General features: G+C 72.6%; 14 protein-coding genes and 2 pseudogenes. 7 read left to right on the top strand and 9 right to left on the bottom strand.

Annotated elements, in window-relative coordinates:
* Positions 1 to 24: 24 nt before the first annotated feature.
* The 6 genes and pseudogenes from ACVW07_RS18200 to ACVW07_RS18175 all read right to left on the bottom strand — a co-directional run.
* Positions 25 to 681, bottom strand: a pseudogene (locus ACVW07_RS18200) (sulfate/molybdate ABC transporter ATP-binding protein); the annotation flags it as partial.
* Positions 678 to 1,541, bottom strand: coding sequence for a sulfate ABC transporter permease subunit (locus ACVW07_RS18195; protein ID WP_456820610.1), 864 nt, complete (start codon positions 1,539 to 1,541; stop codon positions 678 to 680). The pseudogene ACVW07_RS18200 and the gene ACVW07_RS18195, both read right to left, overlap by 4 nt.
* A complete protein-coding gene (cysT, locus tag ACVW07_RS18190; protein WP_456820609.1) occupies positions 1,534 to 2,397 on the bottom strand; it encodes a sulfate ABC transporter permease subunit CysT in 864 nt (287 codons plus the stop codon). Before cysT ends, ACVW07_RS18195 begins: the two co-directional genes overlap by 8 nt.
* Entirely contained in the window at positions 2,394 to 3,455 is a 1,062-nt protein-coding gene (locus ACVW07_RS18185; RefSeq protein ID WP_456820608.1) for an extracellular solute-binding protein, read from the bottom strand. The genes cysT and ACVW07_RS18185 overlap by 4 nt, the downstream gene beginning before the upstream one ends.
* Positions 3,456 to 3,586: 131 nt before the next feature.
* Positions 3,587 to 6,172 (bottom strand): polynucleotide kinase-phosphatase, encoded by a 2,586-nt coding sequence (locus ACVW07_RS18180; RefSeq protein ID WP_456820607.1) that lies wholly within the window; start codon positions 6,170 to 6,172, stop codon positions 3,587 to 3,589.
* Positions 6,169 to 7,668, bottom strand: coding sequence for a 3' terminal RNA ribose 2'-O-methyltransferase Hen1 (locus tag ACVW07_RS18175; protein WP_456820606.1), 1,500 nt, complete (start codon positions 7,666 to 7,668; stop codon positions 6,169 to 6,171). The genes ACVW07_RS18180 and ACVW07_RS18175 overlap by 4 nt, the downstream gene beginning before the upstream one ends.
* Before the next feature lie 194 nt (positions 7,669 to 7,862).
* Here ACVW07_RS18175 and ACVW07_RS18170 point away from each other — a divergent pair, with 194 nt between their 5' ends.
* The 3 genes from ACVW07_RS18170 to ACVW07_RS18160 are packed head-to-tail and all read left to right on the top strand — an operon-like array spanning position 7,863 to position 11,445.
* Positions 7,863 to 9,395: an MmgE/PrpD family protein gene (locus ACVW07_RS18170; RefSeq protein WP_456820605.1), complete on the top strand. Its 1,533-nt coding sequence runs from the start codon at positions 7,863 to 7,865 to the stop codon at positions 9,393 to 9,395.
* Positions 9,395 to 10,288 (top strand): methylisocitrate lyase, encoded by an 894-nt coding sequence (gene prpB / locus ACVW07_RS18165; RefSeq protein ID WP_456820604.1) that lies wholly within the window; start codon positions 9,395 to 9,397, stop codon positions 10,286 to 10,288. The genes ACVW07_RS18170 and prpB overlap by 1 nt, the downstream gene beginning before the upstream one ends.
* Positions 10,289 to 10,323: 35 nt before the next feature.
* Positions 10,324 to 11,445, top strand: a complete 1,122-nt coding sequence (locus ACVW07_RS18160) for a bifunctional 2-methylcitrate synthase/citrate synthase (RefSeq protein WP_456820603.1) — start codon at positions 10,324 to 10,326, stop codon at positions 11,443 to 11,445.
* Positions 11,446 to 11,500: 55 nt separating this feature from the next.
* On the opposite strand, the gene ACVW07_RS18155 is transcribed toward ACVW07_RS18160, so the two are convergent.
* From ACVW07_RS18155 to ACVW07_RS18145, 3 genes and pseudogenes are all read right to left on the bottom strand, one after another.
* Complete coding sequence (locus tag ACVW07_RS18155) at positions 11,501 to 11,716, bottom strand: hypothetical protein (protein WP_456821138.1); 216 nt, start codon at positions 11,714 to 11,716, stop codon at positions 11,501 to 11,503.
* Between the two features lie 35 nt (positions 11,717 to 11,751).
* Positions 11,752 to 12,054, bottom strand: a pseudogene (locus tag ACVW07_RS18150) (mycothiol transferase); the annotation flags it as partial.
* Positions 12,055 to 12,143: 89 nt separating this feature from the next.
* Positions 12,144 to 12,752, bottom strand: coding sequence for a GNAT family N-acetyltransferase (locus ACVW07_RS18145; protein ID WP_456820602.1), 609 nt, complete (start codon positions 12,750 to 12,752; stop codon positions 12,144 to 12,146).
* 140 nt (positions 12,753 to 12,892) lie between these two features.
* Here ACVW07_RS18145 and ACVW07_RS18140 point away from each other — a divergent pair, with 140 nt between their 5' ends.
* The 4 genes from ACVW07_RS18140 to ACVW07_RS18125 all read left to right on the top strand — a co-directional run bounded on the left by ACVW07_RS18140 (position 12,893) and on the right by ACVW07_RS18125 (position 16,947).
* Positions 12,893 to 13,645 carry a DUF6345 domain-containing protein gene (locus tag ACVW07_RS18140; RefSeq protein ID WP_456820601.1) on the top strand — a complete coding sequence of 251 codons (753 nt, stop codon included), beginning with the start codon at positions 12,893 to 12,895 and terminating at the stop codon, positions 13,643 to 13,645.
* Positions 13,646 to 13,659: 14 nt separating this feature from the next.
* Positions 13,660 to 14,583 (top strand): hypothetical protein, encoded by a 924-nt coding sequence (locus ACVW07_RS18135; RefSeq protein ID WP_456820600.1) that lies wholly within the window; start codon positions 13,660 to 13,662, stop codon positions 14,581 to 14,583.
* 298 nt (positions 14,584 to 14,881) lie between these two features.
* Entirely contained in the window at positions 14,882 to 15,505 is a 624-nt protein-coding gene (locus ACVW07_RS18130; protein ID WP_456820599.1) for a hypothetical protein, read from the top strand.
* On the top strand, positions 15,472 to 16,947 hold the full coding sequence (locus ACVW07_RS18125) for an ice-binding family protein (RefSeq protein WP_456820598.1): 1,476 nt from the start codon (positions 15,472 to 15,474) through the stop codon (positions 16,945 to 16,947). The genes ACVW07_RS18130 and ACVW07_RS18125 overlap by 34 nt, the downstream gene beginning before the upstream one ends.
* Positions 16,948 to 17,033: the final 86 nt, after the last annotated feature.

Here is a 17,033-nt window from a genome sequence, read left to right as displayed (position 1 = left end):
GTCGTTGGCCGGCTTGTCGTAGAGGTCCGACGGGGAGCCCACCTGCTCGACCTTGCCGCGGTTGACGACCACGATCTCGTCGGCGACCTCCAGGGCCTCCTCCTGGTCGTGCGTGACGAACACGGTCGTCACGTGCACCTCGTCGTGCAAGGCCCGCAGCCAGCCGCGCAGCTCGCGCCGCACCTTGGTGTCGAGCGCCCCGAACGGCTCGTCGAGGAGCAGCACGGACGGCTCGGCCGCGAGCGCCCGGGCGAGGGCCATCCGCTGCCGCTGCCCGCCGGAGAGCTGCGCCGGCTTCCGGTCGGCGAGCTCCTCGAGGTGCACGAGCTCGAGCAGCTCCCCGACCCGGCGACGTACCTCGGCCTTGGGCCGGTGCCGGATCTCGAGCCCGAACGCGATGTTGCGGTACACCGACAGGTGCTGGAACGCGGCATAGTGCTGGAACACGAAGCCGACGTTGCGCTCGTGCGCAGGCACCCGCGTCATGTCGCGGCCGGCGATGCTGACCTCGCCGGCGTCGGGCGTCTCGAGCCCTCCGATGACGCGCAGCAGGGTCGACTTGCCTCCCCCGCTCGGACCCAGCAGGGCGGTGAGCGCGCCCGCGTGGACGTCGAGGTCCACGTCGTCGAGCGCCACGAACGCGCCGAAGCGCTTGATGACACCGTTCGCCTGGATGCTCATGAGAGCTCGTCCTTCCGACGCAGGTTGGCGGCGACCAGAAGGGCGGCGACCGTCGTGATGATGAGCACGAACGCGAGCTGGTACGCCCCCGGTTCCATCTGCTGGACCCGTTCGGCGATGACGAGCGTCGTCGTCTGGGTCTGACCGACGCCGCTGACGTTCCCGGAGACGACCGCGACGGCCCCGAACTCCCCGACGCACCGGGCGAGCGCGAGGACCACCCCGTAGGTGAGGGCCGGCTTGATCGTCGGGACCGTGATCCGCCAGAACGTGTGCCACCCGCCGGCACCGAGCACACGGGCGGCCTGCTCCTGGTCGGTGCCGACCTCCTGGAGCACGGGGACGACCTCGCGCAGGACGAGCGGCAGGGAGACGAACGTGGTGGCCAGGATCATCCCCGGCACGGCGTAGATGATGTCGATGCCGGCCGCCTCGAACGGGCCGCCGAGCCAGCCGTTGTGCCCGTAGACGAGCACCAGCGCGAGGCCAGCGACGATCGGCGACACCGCCATCGGCAGGTCGGCGAGCACCCCCAGGAGCCGCCGGCCGACGAAGTGGTACCGGGTGAGCAGGATGCCGAGCGCGACCCCGAAGGCAGTGCCCAGCAGCACGGACGCGAAGGCGACCTCGGCCGTGAGCCGGAAGGCCGTGATCGCCTGCTGGGAGCTGATCGCCGCCCAGAAGGCGGGCATGCCCGGGCTCAGCGCGCGCCACGTGATGATCCCGAGCGGGACGAGCACGAGGATGGCGACGTACAGGAGGCCGACGGTGCGCAGCGCGAGCCGGCTGCCGCGCCCCGAGCCGGCGACGGGACCGCTCCGTCCGGTCACGGCACGGGCAGGGGTGAGGGTGTCAGCCACGTCGACCTGCCCGGTGGGACACGATCTCGAACCCGGCGAGGACGGCGAGCGAGACCACGAGCAGCACGGTCGCGATCGCGGCGGCCCCCGGGAAGTCGTAGCTCTCGTACAGGCTGAACGCGTACATGGACGACACCTGCGTGCGGTCGAGACCGCCCGAGATGAGCAGCACCGACCCGTACTCCCCCATCGCCCGCGCGAACGCGAGCGCGGCACCGGCCGCGATGGCCGGGACGAGCGGCGGCAGCACGATGCGACGGAAGACGGTGCGCGGGCGGGCGCCGAGGGTCGCGGCGGCGTGCTCGGTGTCCCGGTCGAACGCCATGAGCGTGGGCTGCACGGTGCGCGCGACGAACGGCAGCGTCACGAACAGCAGGGCGACCATGACGCCCCAGCGGGTGCCGAACAGGTCGATGCCGACCGGGCTGTTGCGCCCGTACACGCTGAGGATGACGAGGCCGGCGACGATGGTCGGCAGCGCGAACGGGACGTCGATGACGAGCTCGAGCCATCGCTTGCCCGGGAAGTCGTCCCGCACGAGCACCCAGGCGAGCAGCGTTCCCATGACGACGTTGACGGCCGTGACGACGAGCGAGCTCGACACCGTGAGCACCAGGGCGTCGACGGCGGCCGGGGCGGTGACGGCGGCCCAGAACCCGGACCAGCCCGCGCTCGCCGCCTCGGCCCCGACGGCGGCGAGCGGCAGCAGGACCAGCAGGCTCAGGCCCAGCATGACCACGCCGAGCGTCAGACCGGACGCGCGCCCGAGGGGGGCACCCGTGCGCTCGGCACGCGCGCCTGTGGGCGCGACCGCTGCGGCGGCCGCGCCCACAGGCGTCTCGAGGGTGGTGGTCACCCGACCGACGCCTCGATCTTCGTCACGAGCCCGTCAGCCTTGTCGAAGTACTCCTTGTCGACCTTCGCCCAGCCACCGAGGTCCTCGACGGTGATGAGCGTCTTGACCGCCGGGAACGGGTCCTTCGGGTCCGTCGCGCCCTCGACCGTGCCGGGCTCCACCACGTCGGCGACCGGGCGGAAGCCGTGCGAGGCGAAGATCTTCTGGCCGTCCGCGCTGGTCACGAAGGTGAGGAAGTTCTTCGCTGCGTCGGAGGAGTCGACCGTCACGGCGCCGGGGTTCTCGATGAGGACGCTCTCGTCCGGGACCACGTACTCGACGTCGGCACCCTTCTGCCGGGCGGCGATGGCCTCGTTCTCGTAGGAGACGAGCACGTCACCGGTGCCCTGCGTGAACGTCGTCGTGGCGTCGGCACCGCTGTCCGGCTTGCTGACGATGTGCTGGAAGAAGCTCGTCAGGTAGGCGGACGCCTGCTCCGGTGTGCCGCCGTTGGCGATGACGTGCTGGTAGGCGGCGAGGATGTTCCACTTGGCCGAGCCCGACGTGGCCGGGTCAGGCGTCACGATCTCGACGCCGTCCTTGACGAGGTCGTCCCAGCCCGTGATGTTCTTCGGGTTGCCCTTGCGCACCACGAGCACCACGACCGAGCTGGACACGATGCCCTTGTTGGCGTCGGCGTCCCAGCCCTCCGCGACCTGGTCCGGCACGAGCCGCGTCAGGTCGGGGCCGACCGAGAAGCCGACGTAGTCGGCGGGCTGACCGGCGGCGACGGCCTTGCTCTGCGAGCCGCTGGGACCGTACGACGCCGAGAACTCGACACCCTCGCCCTCGTCCGTGCCCTGGAACGCCTTCTCGAGGTCGTCGTACGCGGGCTTGGGGACCGAGAACGCGACGATGTCGACCTTGCCGCCCGCTGCGGCGGTGCCGGTCGCACCCGCCTCGTCGGCGTCCGCCTGCGAGGAGCACCCCGCGACGGTCAACGCGGTGGCCGTCAGGCACGCGACCGCGGCCCAACGGCGGGCGGCGGTGCGAGGTCGGGGGGTGCTCACGGCAGTCATGGTTCTCGTTCCCTCGGGGGTAGGGGTGGAGCTTCGGTGGGAGAACCAAACCAGAGTAAGCCGACCAGGGCGATGGGGTATTCACCATGTGAGACAAGCGTCTCAGATCGCAGGCAGAGCGAAGATCCAGGTCAGAGCCGCGGGTCGACCGGCTCGGATTCGAGAGCCAGCACCCCGAACACCGCCTCGTGCACCCGCCACAGCGGCTCGGCCGCGACGGCCCGCTCCACCGCCTCCAGGCCGAGGGCGTACTCCCGCAGCGCCAGCCCGCGCTTGCGGCCCAGGCTCCGCGACCGCAGCCGGTCGAGGTGGGCGGGCTCGGTGTAGTCCGGGCCATAGATGATCCTCAGGTACTCCCGGCCCCGGACCTTGATCCCCGGCTGGACGAGTCCCCGGGAGCCGCGCACCAGGTTCTGGAGCGGCTTGACGACCATGCCTTCTCCCCCGGCGCCCGTGAGCTCCTCCCACCAGGAGGTCCCCGCAGCCACCGACGCGTCGTCCCCGAGGTCCACGACGACGCGCCGCGTCCGCTCGAGGACTCCCGCCGGGTCCGCATCGACGAGTGCGTCGGCGACGCCCAGGTGCCACAGGTGGTCGCGGTCGTGGAACGCCGCGGCGTCGGAGGCCACGACCTGGAACGGCGCCAGACGCACGCCGTCGAGGCCGTCGGTCGGCCACACGTACCGCCGGTAGGCGTCGACGAAGTCCCCGGCGTTCTCCTGGCGGCGACGGGTGCGGTCGAGCAGGCCCTCGACGTCCAGGCCGCGCGACGCCGCGCCCTCCAGCGCGCCCACCGCGGCCGGCAGGGCGCAGAGCGCGGCCGCCCCGACGCTGGCGTACTGGTGCCGCAACAGGTCGCCGGCCTTCGCCGACCAGGGCAGCAGCTCGCAGTCGAGCAGCAGCCAGCGCGCGTCCGTCCCGTCGGCCCCGAGCGCCCGCCAGGTGCCGGCCGCCTCGGCGGCCCGGCGCACCACGTCGATCAGCTGCTCGGTCAGGTCCGGACGGAAGAACGGGCGACCGGTGCGGGTGTGCACCATGCCCGTCACGCCGTCCGGCATGCCGAACCTGTCCCCCGCCACCTGCGCGTCGCGGCACACGAGGACGACCGCCCGGGACCCCATGTGCTTCTCCTCGCACACCACCGTGCCGACACCGTCCGACCGGTAGGCGTCGAACGCCTGCCGCGGGTGCTCGAGGAGGTCGCCGTCGGGCGCCGTCGTGCAGGGGCTCATGGTCGGCGGCAGGTAGAGCAGCCAGCGTGGGTCGACCGCGAACCGGCTCATCACCTCGAGCGCGCCGACCGTGCTCTCCTCGGCGATCGTGACCCGGCCGTGCAGACGGGTCTCGACCACGCGCTTGCCGAGCACGTCCGAGACGTCGAGGACCTCGGGGTCGCGGTGCGCCCCGGCCGGCACGTCGACCGTCTCCGTCCCCGCCGTGGGGAACGGCCGCGCCGGTTCGTACCAGACCTGCGCCGCCGGGACCTGCACGAGCTCCTTCTCGGGGTACCGCAGCGCGGTGAGGTGCCCGCCGAACACGCACCCGGTGTCGAGGCACATCGTGTTGTTGACCCACGTCGGCACGGGCGTCGGCGTGTGGCCGTAGAGGACCATCGCCCGCCCGCGGTAGTCGTCCGCCCACGGGTAGCGCACCGGCAGGCCGTACTCGTCCGTCTCACCGGACGTGTCCCCGTACAGCGCGAAGCTGCGCACGCGCCCCGACGCCCGGTTGTGGAACGCCTCCTTCAGGCCGGCGTGCGCGACGACGAGCCGGCCGTCGTCGAGGACCAGGTGGGCGACGAGCCCGTCGCAGAAGGCACGGACCTCGTCGCGGAACTCGGCCGGCTCCTCGCCGAGCTGCCGGAGCGTCTCCGCGAGCCCGTGCGAGGTCTGCACCTGCCGGCCGTCCAGCGCCCGGACCAGCTTGTTCTCGTGGTTGCCCGGCACGGCGAGCGCGTGCCCGGCCCGCACCATCCCCATCACGAGGCGCAGGACGCCCGGGCTGTCCGGGCCGCGGTCCACGAGGTCTCCGAGGAACAGCGCGCGGCGACCCTCGGGGTGCGCGGCGTCGACCGGCCGACCGTCCTCGTCGCGCGCCAGCACGTAGCCGAGCCGCTCCAGGAGCGCTTCGAGCTCCGTGCGGCAGCCGTGCACGTCGCCGACCACGTCGAACGGGCCGCGCTCGGTGCGACGGTCGCTGCGCAGCGGCTGGCGGACGATCTGCGCCGCGTCCACCTCGTCGGTGCCGTGCAGCACGTGCAGGCCACGGAAACCCTCCCGGCCGAGCCCGCGCAGCGAGCGGCGCAGCTGGTCGCGCTGCCGCCGGACCACGTGCGCGCCCAGGTCACGGTCAGGGCGGGCCGCGTTGCGCTCGACGCAGACCTGCTCCGGCACGTCGAGGACGACCGCGACCGGCAGCACGTCGTGCGCGCGGGCGAGCTCGACGAGCGCCCGGCGGGCGGTGGGCTGCACGTTGGTGGCGTCGACGACGGTGAGCAGGCCCGCGTCGAGCCGCAGAGCGGCGACGTGGTGCAGCGCGTCGAAGGCGGCGCGCGTCGCGTCCTGCGAGCTCACGTCGTTCGAGACCAGGCCACGGAAGTAGTCGCTCGACAGCGTCTCGAACGGGCCGAAGTGCCGGGCCGCGAACGTCGACTTCCCGGACCCGGACACTCCGACGAGCACCACGAGCGACAGGTCGGGAACGGTGATGGTGCTCACGCGACGGCCCCCTTCGTGAGGACGGCGAGCTGCGTCGGCGGTCCGACCTCGGGATCCTCGGGCCCGACGGGCGCGAACCGCACGGCGTACCCGTAGCGTTCGGCGGCGGCGCCGGCCCACTCCTGGAACTGCGCCCGCGTCCACTCGAAGCGGTGGTCCGCGTGCCGGAAGTCGCCGGCCGAGAGGCGTTCGTAGCGGACGTTGTGCTCGGCGTTCGGGGTCGTGACGACGAGCGTCCCCGGCGCCGCCGAGCCGAGGACGGCACGCTCCAGTGCGCCCAGACGCGACAGGTCCACGTGCTCGACGACCTCCATCAGCACCGCCGCGTCGAACCGCGCGACGCGGGCGTCGGCGTAGGTGACCGACGACTGCGCGAGGTCGACCCGCTGCCGCAGGCGGTCCGGGAGGGTGTCCAGGTGCAGCCTGCGGGCGGCCAGCTGCAGCGCCCGGTGCGAGACGTCCACACCGAGCAGCCGCTCGAACCGCGCGTCGGCCAGGAGCGCGCTGAGCAGGACACCCTCGCCGCAGCCCAGGTCGACCACGCTGCGTGCACCCGACGCGTGCAGCGCCGCGACGACGGCGTCGAGCCGCTGGGCGGCCAGCGGCCCCGCCGCTGCGGCGACCTCCTCGACGGGACCGGGCGGGGCCGCGTCGCCGTCGGGCGCAGGCTCCGGCCCGCCGGCCACCTCGGGCGACCGGTCGAGGACCGTGCCCGGCTGGACCTCGGGCACGGCGTCGTCGAGAACCTCCGGCTCGACGTCGTCGACCTCGGCGAGGCGTGCGAGTGCGGACCGCGCCAGCGACCTGCGGTGCGCGAGGTACCGGCGCGCGATCTCGTCACGCTCCGGATGGCTGCCCAACCAGCCCTCCCCGACGCGGACCAGCTTGTCGACCTCGTCGCTCCCCACCCAGTAGTGCTTCGCGGCGTCGAGCGTCGGCAGCAGCACGTACAGGTGGTTGAGGGCGTCGGCCACCCGCATGGTGCCGGTGAGCAGCAGGTCGACGTACCGCGAGTCGCCCCACGCGGGAATGGTCGGGTCGAGCGGCACCGGCCGGGCCCGGACCTGCCAGCCCAGCGGGCCGAACAGCCGCTCGGCGACCTCAGCACCTCCCCGGCAGGGGACGGCTGGTGCATGCACGGTGAGGGGCAGCGCCTGGTCGACGAGCTCGGGGCGGAGCTCGCACCGGCCGGCCATCGCACTGCGGAACACCCGCCCCAGCGCCACCGCGAGCATCGACGAGGCCGCGTACGGCCGGTCGTTCACGTACTCCGCGAGGCTGAACCCCGCGTCGCGGACCCCCTTGCCGCGCACCAGGGCGATCGGGTCCACCTCGAGCAGGAGCGCGACGGTGCAGGTGGTGGCCGTGGCGACCGGGTAGAAGACGTGCGCGCGTCCCACCGAGAGGTCGAACGACTGGGCCCGGTCGGGGTGCTTGTGCAGCAGGAAGCCCAGGTCGGTGGCCGAGGGCGCGGTCGACGTCAGGGTGAGCAGCACCGCGCGATCGTCGCACGGGCCGGGCTGCGTGGTGGGCTGGATTTCCACCGTCCGCCTGCGCGGCTGCAGCGGCGGGCACGACGCCGGACGTACCGCACAGTAACCTCGGGCGATGGTCGTCGTGCTCGACGAGGTGCGCGCGCGACCCGCCCGGGAGCCCACCGGCCGCCCGTGACGAGAGGCAGAGAGCACCGATGACCCAGCAGCACGACGTGCGTGTCCACCCGAGCGCCGACCGGCTGGCCCCGACCGAGCAGCTGGCCTGGAAGATCGCCGAGGTCGCCGCCGACCCGGTCGCCGTGCCGGACGACGTGACCGACATGATCGTCAACCGGGTCATCGACAACGCGGCGGTCACCGTCGCCTCGCTCGCGCGGCGGCCCGTCGTCGCCGCCCGCGCCCAGGCGCTCGCCCACCCTCTCGCTCCCGGCTCCGTGCGGCACGGCTCGACGGTGTCGGGAGTCGACCGGTCCACCCGCGTCACTCCCGAGTGGGCCGCGTGGGCGAACGGCGTCGCGGTGCGCGAGCTCGACTACCACGACACGTTCCTCGCCGCGGACTACTCGCACCCCGGCGACAACATCCCGCCGATCGTCGCGGTGGCCCAGCACACCGGCCGGTCCGGCGCCCAGCTGGTCCGGGCCCTCGCCACGGGCTACGAGATCCAGGTGGACCTCGTGCGGGCGATCAGCCTGCACGCGCACAAGATCGACCACGTCGCGCACCTCGGCCCCTCGGTGGCGGCCGGCCTCGGCACGCTCCTCGACCTGCCCACGGAGGTCGTCTTCCACGCCGTCGGCCAGGCTCTGCACACCACCACCGCGACGCGACAGTCCCGCAAGGGCGAGATCTCGTCGTGGAAGGCCTACGCCCCCGCCTTCGCCGGCAAGGTCGCGATCGAGGCCGTCGACCGGGCGATGCGCGGGGAGACGTCCCCGACGCCGATCTACGAGGGCGAGGACGGCGTGGTCGCCTGGCTGCTCGACGGCCCGTCGGCGCACTACGTGGTGCCGCTCCCCGGTCCCGGCGAGCCGAAGACGGCGATCCTCGACACGTACACCAAGGAGCACTCGGCCGAGTACCAGTCGCAGGCGCTCATCGACCTGGCCCGGCGCCTCCACCGAGAGCGCCCGGACCTGACGGACCCGGTGAACGTGGCCTCCGTCGTGATCCACACCTCGCACCACACCCACCACGTGATCGGCTCGGGTGCGAACGACCCGCAGAAGTACGACCCGTCGGCGTCGAGGGAGACGCTCGACCACTCGATCCCGTACATCTTCACGGTCGCCCTGCAGGACGGCGCCTGGCACCACGTCGACTCGTACGCCCCCTCGCGGGCGGCGCGCGCAGACACGGTCGCGCTCTGGCAGAAGGTCACGACGACCGAGGACCCGGAGTGGACGCGCCGGTACCACTCGACGGACCCGGCCGAGAAGGCCTTCGGCGGCCGCGTCGAGATCACGACGACGTCGGGCGAGGTGGTCGTCGAGGAGATCGCCGTCGCGGACGCACACCCGCTGGGCGCCCGACCGTTCGCCCGCGAGCAGTACGTCGCGAAGTTCCGCTCGCTCGCCGCCGGGGTTCTCCCGGACGCCGAGGTCGAGCGTTTCCTGGACGTCGCCCAGCGGCTGCCCGAGCTGCGGCACGACGAGCTCCTCGGCCTCACCGTCGTCGCGCCGTCAGCCGTCCTCGACGCCGTCCGCACCCCGGAGGGACTGTTCTGATGCTGTACGCCACCACCACCCCCGCCGACCGCCGGGCGACGCTGAGGGCCGAGCTCGCCAGCGGGCGGCTGCTGCAGCTGCCCGGTGCGTTCAACCCGCTGTCGGCGCGGCTCATCGAGCGCAAGGGGTTCGACGGCGTCTACGTCTCCGGCGCGGTGCTGTCCGCCGACCTCGGGCTGCCGGACATCGGTCTGACCACGGCCACCGAGGTGACGCAGCGTGCGGGCCAGATCGCCCGGATGACGAACCTGCCCGCGATCGTCGACGCCGACACCGGCTTCGGCGAGCCGATGAACGTCGCCCGCACCATCCAGGGTCTCGAGGACGCCGGGCTGTCGGGCTGCCACATCGAGGACCAGGTCAACCCGAAGCGGTGCGGCCACCTCGACGGCAAGGCCGTGGTCGACGACGAGACCGCGCTGCAGCGGATCCGGGCGGCGGTCGACGGGCGTCGGGACCCGAACTTCCTCGTCATCGCGCGGACCGACATCCGCGCGGTCGCCGGTCTGGCCGCGACCGTCGACCGTGCGCGCGCTCTCGTCGACGCCGGTGCCGACGCGATCTTCCCCGAGGCGCTCACCGGACCCGAGGAGTTCGCCGCCGTCCGGGCCGCTGTCGACGTGCCGCTGCTCGCCAACATGACGGAGTTCGGCAAGGGCGAGCTCCTCACCACGCAGCAGCTCACCGACGTCGGCATGAACATCGTCATCTACCCCGTCACGCTGCTGCGACTCGCGATGGGCGCCGCGATGTCCGGGCTCGACACCATCCGGGCGGACGGCACGCAGGCCGGCCTGCTGGACCGGATGCAGACCCGTGCCGAGCTCTACGAGCTGCTCGACTACGCGTCGTACGACCACTTCGACGCGGACGTCTTCAACTTCCGGCTCTGACTGTCCCTGCACCATCAACGACGATGGAGGCTGCCGTGAGCGACACCACCGAGATCCACAAGGGCCTGGCCGGGGTCGTCGTCGACACCACCGAGGTGTCGTCGGTCGACTCGGCGAGCAACTCGCTCCTCTACCGCGGCTACCCCGTGCAGCAGCTCGCCGCCCGCTGCTCGTTCGAGGAGGTCGCGCACCTCCTGTGGCACGGCGAGCTCCCGACGCCGTCCGAGCTGGCGGAGCTGCAGAGGACGGAGCGCTGGCACCGCGTGCTCGACGAGCACGTGGTCGCCGCCGTCCTGGCGCTCCCCGAGTCCTGCCACCCCATGGACGTCGTCCGCACCGCCGTCAGCGTCATCGGCGCGCACGACCCGACCGCGTCGGACTCGTCGCCCGAGGCGAACCTCGCCAAGTCGGTGCGCCTGCTCGCGCAGCTCCCCGGCATCGTCGCGCTCGACCAGCGCCGCCGTCGCGGGCAGGACGCGGTGGCGCCACGCGACGACCTCGGGTTCGCGGAGAACTTCCTGTGGATCGCGTTCGGTGAGGTTCCCGACCCCGTCGTCGTCCGGGCGTTCGAGGTGTCGATGGTGCTGTACGCCGAGCACTCGTTCAACGCGTCGACCTTCACGGCACGGGTCATCACCTCGACCCTGGCGGACCTGCACTCGGCGGTCGTCGGGGCGATCGGGGCGCTCAAGGGCCCGTTGCACGGCGGCGCCAACGAGGCGGTCATGGCGACGTTCGCCGAGATCGGCTCCGCCGACCGGGCGGCGGCGTGGCTCGACGACGCCCTGGCTCACCACCGCAAGATCATGGGCTTCGGGCACCGCGTCTACAAGCACGGCGACTCCCGGGTGCCCACCATGCGTGCGGCCCTCGACGAGCTCGTCGCACACTACGACAGCCCGGACCTGCTCGCCCTGTACGAGGCGCTCGAGACAGCGATGGCCGAGCGCAAGGACATCCAGCCCAACCTCGACTACCCCACCGGCCCCGCCTACCACCTGATGGGCTTCGACACCCCGACGTTCACACCGCTGTTCGTCGCGAGCCGGGTCACCGGGTGGACGGCGCACATCATGGAGCAGCTCGCGTCGAACGCCCTCATCCGCCCCCTCAGCACGTACACCGGACCGGAGCGCCGGGACGTGCCCGGGGCTTGAGTGGCACCCTCGATCGGCCGTGCGTACCGGCGGCGGCGAGGTGCCCGGCGGGCCGTCACCGTCCGAGGCGAGAATCGATCCGCTCCCGCAGCAGGTCGGCGTCGCGCTCGATCATCGGCGGGAGCACCTCGCGGAGTGACCTCGATCCCGCGCCGCTCCCCTGCTCGTCCGCCGCATCGTCGGCAGCGACGTCACGGCTCGGGGCCAGCTCGACCAACCGGGTCGCGAAGCCCACCTCCGCCCGCCAGGCCGGCCGCGCGTGCGGGACCACCTGCGGTCGACGACCGCACCATCGACGTCACTGTCACGGTCGGTGGCCCACCGCGGGGCGTCCTGGCCCCCCGTCACGCCCCGGAAGGTCACACGCTCCACCTGCGCGAGATGACGCACGAGCCCCAGGAGCGACGCCGTCGACGGCTCGACCGAACGGCGCGCCATGGCCTGGGCGTCGAGGCCCTCGCACGTCAGCCTCAGGGCGAGCCGCTGGAAGCGCGGCGGCTCCGACGGTGTGGTCCACCCGTCGCCCAGCCTCGCCCTGTGCGCGCCCTGGTCGTCGGTGGACGGCAAGCCGTCGGCGGTGAACACGTCGGCGCGCCGAGAAGTGGCCATGAGGAGATCCTGGGCACACGCCGTGCTGCCTCCAAGCCATTTCCGCCGCGTGCCTCGCCCCTGTCGCGGCACGCCGATCCGCTGAGGCCTCACGCCTCGCCGGGGGCCACCTGCATGGTCATCACGCAGTTGCCCTGCCCCTTGGACCGCTGGTAGACGAAGCCGAGCCCCTCGTACATGGTGCGCGTGGCGTTGTAGAGGAACGACGCGGACGTCTTCTTGCCGGGCGGCAGGTCGTGCGGGTACGACTCGACCAGGCCTCCCCCGGCGGCGGAGATCAGGGCGAGCGCGCCCCGGACCGCGACCGAGGCCATCCCCTTGCGCCGGTAGTCGCGGTCCACGAAGAGACACGTGATGCGGAAGTCCGGGCTGCGGGTGAGGCCCTTCTCCCACTCCTTGCGGTGGTGGATGTTGGGCAGCTCCTCGACGGGCCCGTACTCGGCCCACGCGACCGCAGCGTCGCCGTCGAGGACGAGCGCCGCGTGCGCGCGGCCGGCGATCACCCGCTGCCGCTTGAACTCGCGGTTGCCGATCGCCCTGCGCTCGTCCAGGGGGTCGGGGTACAGGTGGAAGTACGTGCACCAGCACCCGCCCCAGACGCCGTTGTGGCGTTCCGCCAGGGCCGCGAACGCGTCCCACGTCCCCTCGGACAGCGGCTCGATCCGGTAGCCGTCGACGGTCACGCCCGCAGCGCCCATGCCTCGCGACGGTAGTCCGGCCGTCGTCGTGCGGCAACGGAGCCCGGATCACCTCCTCCCGGCGTATCCCCCTCCCTCGTCGACCGCTCCTCCCCGATGACCGCCCTGCGAGGGCGGTCACTCGATGAGGAGGGGGAATCATGGCAGCGACGTTCGGCGTGGAGGCCATCCGGCACTTCGGCAACGCCCGGGCCAACGGCATCTCCACGGCCGCGGACCTGACGTACACGTTCAACCGCAGCAACGGGTTCGACTCCGAGCTCCGCGACGCCGGGCACAGCCGTGCCTGGTACTGGTCGGAGCAGGACGTCTGGGAGAACGACATCCAGGACACGAGCGGCGGCGGTGACGACGCCACGTGGGTCGACACGGTCGACCTGTTCTGGATCGAGACGCACGGCAACCACACGGCCGACGGGCAGGCCCGCCTGCTCTACGACGTGCCACGCGACCAGTGGCGCACGTTCTCCGGCACGTGGGAGCTGGGCGAGGACTGGAACGCCGAGTGGGTCATGGCCTACTCGTGCGAGACGGCACCGCTCGACACCCTGACGGGGCTCTGGAACATCTTCGACCGGCTCCACCTGTACTGCGGTGCCTGGGAGAACATGTACGACGGCATCACCACCGACGAGTGCGGTGAGGACGTCGCCGACAACCTCACGGACGGCGACACGGTGTCGTCCGCCTGGATCGACGGCGTGTCCGACTGGGCCGTCGACAACCACCCCGTCGTCGTGGGCCCGTCCACGAGCCAGACGTGGAACGGCGGCAACGTGATCTGGCCGCTGAGCACGCACAACCAGGACCACCTGTGGGGCGAGGGCTCCGTGACCGCCGACCTGTCCCCGTCCCAGCAGGGCTGCCTGCTGTGGCGCTGGGCCGAGGGCTGAGAGGGAGGACGACGATGACGACGACGAAGGAGCTCACCGAGAAGCTCGCGTCCCTGGTGGGCGACGTGCCGGACGTGACCGAGGTGGTCGAGCTGGCCGCGCTGCGACCCGAGGAGGTGCTGCGGCGCAACGAGAAGGTGCTCGCGGACCTGGCGCGGACGGCGGAGATCTCGCTGGAGGTGGAGAAGGGCGGCGAGCGGCTCAGGGAACGCACCGTGTACCGGGGCGAGGACGGCGGCCGTGCGGTCACGTTCCACGCCTCGGGTGCGTTCACGCTGCACGCCGGGGTCGACCCGCTGGACGACCTGTTCGCCGAGGTCGCAGCCGACGACGTGCTGCGCAAGGCCGTCGACTCGGTGGCCGACAGGCTCGGTCTGACCGGGTTCGTCGACCAGGAGGACGCCCTCGCGTTCGAGCGGCTGTGGAAGCTCAAGGCGGCGGGCGCGGACCGCGAGGGCAAGGTCAGCGACCCCGTGCTCACCCGAGCGGTGGGCGCGTACCGCCAGTCGGTGCGGGACCTCCCGGTGCTGGGCCGCTCGTCGGCCAGCGTCGAGGTGACCGGCACCGGTCGGCTCTCGCAGCTGACCGTCTCGCTGCGCCGGTTCGCCGGCGACGGCGGCGGGTCCACCCTGGACAAGGCCCGGTCGCGCCGGCCCGAGGAGGCCGCGGCGGAGGTCGCCGCCCGGCTGTCGCGGATGCTCGGCGGCCAGGAGGAGGACGTGGTCCTGGACGCCCAGTCGTTCGCGTTCGGGTACCTCAGCCTCGGCCGCCGTCGCGCACAGGCGCTGCTCGCCCCGATGTACGTCGCCGCGGTCGTGGTGGACGGCGGTCCGGAGCGGGAGCGGTCGGCCCACGTCGTGGCGGTCACCGGCAGCGAGCAGCAGTACCTGAAGCTGCCGACCGGGGTCCGGCCGACGGCGGCGCCGCGCGTCGCCTGAGCGGAGCACCACGAAGGCGGTCGTCCGTGCGGACGGCCGCCTTCGTCGCGCCCGGCGTCTACGCCGGCGGGTGGCAGGCCCGACGAGCCTCCTGCACACCCGTGACCCGCGTCACGCAGCGTGGCCCGGCGCGCCGGTGACGTGCAGCGACGTGCAGTGACGCGTCACCCGGGACCAAGGTCCCGCGCGCCCGGACGTGGACATCGGTCCAATTGTCATAACCCACGCGAACTCACCCGAGGTTCGCGTGCGCCCAGAAGTCCGACACGGACGCCATCTCAGCAGGGAGCACCCACCCATGACCGCACCGTCCCGCACCGCCCGCCGCGTCGTCGCGCTGGCCGCCGCACCCGTCGCCATCCTTGCCGCCGGCGCGCTCGTCTGGCAGTCGTCGTCCGCCGCGTTCACGTCCACCACGCGTGACGCGGGCAACGCGTGGAGCACCGGCCAGGTCACGCTGACCGACGACGACGCCGGCCGCGCCGGCTTCACCGTGACGAACCTCGTGCCCGGCCAGACCGGTGAGCGCTGTCTGGTCGTCAAGTCCGGCGCGACCGTCCCCGGCGAGGTGCGCGCGTACACCCAGAACGTGAACTCGTCCAACCCCCTGCTCGCCGACCGCATCATGTTCAAGGTCGAGAAGGGCACCGGCGGCACGTTCGACAGCTGCGCCGGGTTCGTCGCCGACCCGGGCGCCCTTCCCGCCCAGCCGCTGTCCACGCTGGCCACGGTGAACAAGGACTACGCCTCCGGCGGCGGCCGGTGGACCACCGCGGGCACCCCGAACGAGACCAAGGTGTACCGCGGCTCGTGGAGCTTCGACGTCACCGGCCTGACGCAGCAGCAGGTCGACTCGCTGCAGAACGCCCAGGTCACCATGGACATGGTGTGGGAGCTGCAGAGCACGGGCACCGGAGCGTGACCCCGCTCGGGTCCCTGGCTCCTGCGCGCCAGTCGTCGCAGGAGCCGGGGGGCGCCCGAGCCGAGAACGACCGCCGTCCGACCGTCCTGGGGAAGGACGGCTGGCTCGCCTTCGTCCTCGGCACGGTCGCTCAGTGCTACCTCGTCCTCCTCCTCGCCCTCACCGCCATCGGCACGCTGCCCCTGGCGTTCGGCTGGGACGCGTCCGTGGTGCAGACCGGGTCGATGCGCCCCGACATCGCGCCGGGCGACCTCGTGCAGACCAGTCCCCTGCCGGACAGCGAGCCGGTGCCGCTCGGTGCGGTCGTGCAGTTCAGCGCGCCCGCCGCCGGCGGCGGCGAGCACCAGGTCGTCCACCGGATCGTGGCGAAGGGCGACGCCACCGGTGAGTGGGTCACCCAGGGGGACGCGAACATCGACCCCGACAGCACGGCGCTGACCAGGGAGAAGATCACCGGTCAGGGCCGCCTGCTGGTGCGCTGGGTCGGTCTGCCGAGCCTGTGGTGGAGCACCGGACAGCTCGGGCCGTTCCTCGCCTGGCTGGTGGGCACGGTCGCCGCCACGTGGCTCACCCTGTGGACCTGGCCGGGCGACGACAGCCGCCGGACCGACGCTCGAGGGGTCCAGGTGCCTCGTGCACGGTCCGGTCTCGGCCGCGCACGACGAGGCTCGGCCGTCCCGCGCCCCGGCGCGCGGCGAGCCTGGGTCCGCACCTCCGCCGTCGTCGGGCTCGCCGCACTCGCGGCCGGCACTCTGGCGCTCGTCGGGCCGGAGCGCGCGTCGGCCGCGTTCACCGCGAGAACGACCAACGTGAACAGCACGTTCACCGTCGCCAGCTGGTCGAACCTGTCGCTCGGACGAGCGAGCACGTACGCGATCCTCGCGTGCACGCGCATCTCCAACGCCGACAGCCACAGCGTCGTCCTCGGGAACGTCGGCGTCACCCCCGGGACCAGCGTGTCGGGCTTCAACGCCGTCGACATCACGGGCAACGTCGACAAGAACACCCCGGGTGCCGCCAACGCCCGGACGGACGCCCTGGCCGTGTACGACGCGATCGGGAGACGGCCGGCCACCGGGAGCGCTCCGGCGACGGTCACCGGCACCCTCCTGCCCGGCACGTTGCGCCGGACCGGCCCGGTGACGCTCCAGGGCACCGTCACGCTCGACGCCCGCGGCGACGCCTCCTCGGTGTTCGTCGTCCAGGCGGACGCGCTGACGTTCGCGCCCGGGACCAAGGTGGTCCTCGCGAACGGTGCGGCGACGGACAAGGTCTTCTTCGTGAGCGGCTCGACCGCGACGGTCGGCAGCGCCGTGGCCCTGCGTGGAGTGCTGCTCGCGCAGAGTGACGTGAGCCTGGACAAGGACACGACGGTCGCCGGGCGAGTGATCTCGCTCCAGGGCGGGGTGTCGACGAAGAGCGTGTCGGTCACGCAGCCGTGACCTGGGTGCAACCAATGGGTTGCAAATAGCCGGTGCTGGTGCAACTGTGGAGTTGCACCAGCCAGGCACCCACCCAGGAGGACGAC

This window comes from Cellulomonas sp. URHB0016 (assembly GCF_054057935.1).
Note: the sequence above shows the minus strand (reverse complement) of the source record. Positions and strands in the feature narration are given on the sequence as shown.

Coding starts and splice junctions, on each gene's coding strand:
- ACVW07_RS18130 (WP_456820599.1), top strand. CDS start 14,882: ATGACCGCACCGTCCCGCACCGCCCGCCGCGTCGTCGCGCTGGCCGCC.
- prpB (WP_456820604.1), top strand. CDS start 9,395: ATGCTGTACGCCACCACCACCCCCGCCGACCGCCGGGCGACGCTGAGG.
- ACVW07_RS18185 (WP_456820608.1), bottom strand. CDS start 3,455: ATGACTGCCGTGAGCACCCCCCGACCTCGCACCGCCGCCCGCCGTTGG.
- ACVW07_RS18140 (WP_456820601.1), top strand. CDS start 12,893: ATGGCAGCGACGTTCGGCGTGGAGGCCATCCGGCACTTCGGCAACGCC.
- ACVW07_RS18170 (WP_456820605.1), top strand. CDS start 7,863: ATGACCCAGCAGCACGACGTGCGTGTCCACCCGAGCGCCGACCGGCTG.
- ACVW07_RS18135 (WP_456820600.1), top strand. CDS start 13,660: ATGACGACGACGAAGGAGCTCACCGAGAAGCTCGCGTCCCTGGTGGGC.
- ACVW07_RS18145 (WP_456820602.1), bottom strand. CDS start 12,752: ATGGGCGCTGCGGGCGTGACCGTCGACGGCTACCGGATCGAGCCGCTG.